Source organism: Solidesulfovibrio alcoholivorans DSM 5433, assembly GCF_000702665.1.
Lineage (GTDB): Bacteria > Desulfobacterota > Desulfovibrionia > Desulfovibrionales > Desulfovibrionaceae > Solidesulfovibrio > Solidesulfovibrio alcoholivorans.
The window spans coordinates 1-2,093 of record NZ_JNJA01000055.1; the positions used below are offsets into that span (position 1 = coordinate 1).

A 2,093-nucleotide genomic window follows, 5' to 3' on the forward strand; every position below is an offset into this window, starting at 1 on the left:
TGTGGTTTTGCGCACATGCCCGTGTGGTTTTGCGCACATGCGGACCCCACCGGAGCCCGGGCCACGCCTAGCTTCCCAGCCGCCTAAAGGTATTAAAAGGAATTAAAAGAAAGAACGCGCGTGCGCGCGAGGACCGAAAAACGCCCGATCCATCTCCCAAATTAGCCCGGCGTCCATCAGCGGCGACGAGACGAACAGCCTGCGCTTCGCGCTGCCACGAGGGGAAAGGCAACTGCACCATGGACGCTACGCCTTGACCGCATAAAGCAATGGCGATATTATTTCGTCTGGAAAAGGAAAAGCCCGGCGGGCAACCGGGCTTCATGTGGAAAAACGTGGGCTACGACGTGGAGCTTTCTAGGTGAAATATCGCGCAGTGACGAGCCAGATATACCGCCTTGTTCATTTCCGGTCAAGCCCAAAAGCGCAAAAAATGGGCATGACACATGGGCGAAGCGGCTCCTATCCTTTCGACAAGCTCTAGTTATTCACAAGCTAGCCGGCACGGCTCCATCTCTCCACTGGACTGGTCCAGGCCGATGGACGTGCACAAGATGTCCGGCCACCCCGGGGCCGCCCTGGTGGTAAACCAGCTCATGGCCGAGGTCGCCGCGCTGCTTGGCCGTGGTAAACTGCACAAGCGTTACCGCCAGCACGTCGCAGCCGTGGCCCTGGATTTGTTCTCCGCCTGGAGCGATGACCCGACGCTTTACGTGGCCTACCCGCGCGGCCGAGATTATTACGGCGTCGGCGAGCGTATGGCGCTGCTTCATTTCGACCGGGACATACTGACGACGGTAGTCGATTCAATGGCCACGCTTGGCTACGCCGAAAAGCACGGTGGCTACTACAACCACGTCACCAGTCGCGGGAAACAGGCAAGAATGAGGGCGATGGACCGGCTTGCCGCATTAATGCTTTCGGCCAAGGTGGCGGCTGGTGATATAGTTCGCCAGCATGACGAATTGTATCTACGCGCCGAGAAGGACGCGAAGGGAAAAAAGGTGGCACTGGCAGTGCCGAAGACGCGAAGGACGGCAATGATGCAGCGCAACGTCCGAGTCATAAACGACCTGTTGCGGAAAACGTCCGTCAGGCTAGACCTTGACGATGAGGAGATGGCCGAGCTTGTGACCGCATTGGGCCATTGTCCTGACTTTCGCTGCGATACTGTTTACCGCGTGTTCAACAACGGCGTCATGGACCGTGGCGGGCGCTTCTACGGCCATTGGGCACAGGGCATCCCCTGCCGATACCGCGCGCACCTGCTCATCAATGGGGAGCCGGCGACCGAATACGATTTTTCTGGACTGCACTGCCGCCTGCTGTACGCCCAGGCCGGCGCGATTCCCCCGGCGGGCGACATGTACTCGTTGCCCAACCTGTCCATGGACGACAACAAGGCCGTCAGGGACGTGCTGAAAACGCTGTGGCTCGCCGCCATCAATGCGGAAACAGACGATGCCGCGATACGAGCGACTCAACGCGGCGTGCGTCAGGAGTTCGGCGTCACGGTTTCGCAAGGTGAGTTGCAAGTCTGGTTGGCTGGCCTTCGAGAGCGTCATGCCCCCATCGCCGGCTTTCTTGGCTCCGGTGCCGGGCTGCGGCTCCAGTACGCGGACTCGCTCCTGGCCGAGGGCATCCTGCTGAACTTGGCCGCCCAAGACATCCCGGCCATTCCTGTTCATGACTCGTTCATCGTCCCGCTGTCCAAAGGCCCCGAACTGGTCGCTGCGATGAACAGGGCGTGGACCGCCCGATACGGCATCGCCATCGGAATCGACGCAAAGTACCCGGTGCCGACGAACTAGGCCAGCGACATCCCCTTGTTTAATAGCTACGGCTGGTTAGCTATAAATCCTGCCTAGTAATGGTATGGGCCTCTTCTCGGGCCTTCGGTCTCCCTCCTTTACTTGGTCTACCCCTATAGCGCTCCGGCTCCTGTGAGCCGGCCCCTAGAGCCGGCGTCGGCTGTTGCCCGTTACCAAGGTCTGTCCGTCAGAGCCGCCCCATCCGGCGGGTAACGTCCTGTAACGCCACGAAACACCAAGCCACGCCTTCCACTCCCGGAATCGAGAAATAAAAAAAAAAAA

1 protein-coding gene is annotated in these 2,093 nt (G+C 59.6%); it reads left to right on the forward strand.

The annotated features are described in order from the left end of the window. Positions 1 to 539: 539 nt before the first annotated feature. Positions 540 to 1,811: a hypothetical protein gene (locus Q368_RS0122735; RefSeq protein WP_029461302.1), complete on the forward strand. Its 1,272-nt coding sequence runs from the start codon at positions 540 to 542 to the stop codon at positions 1,809 to 1,811. Positions 1,812 to 2,093 lie beyond the last annotated feature (282 nt).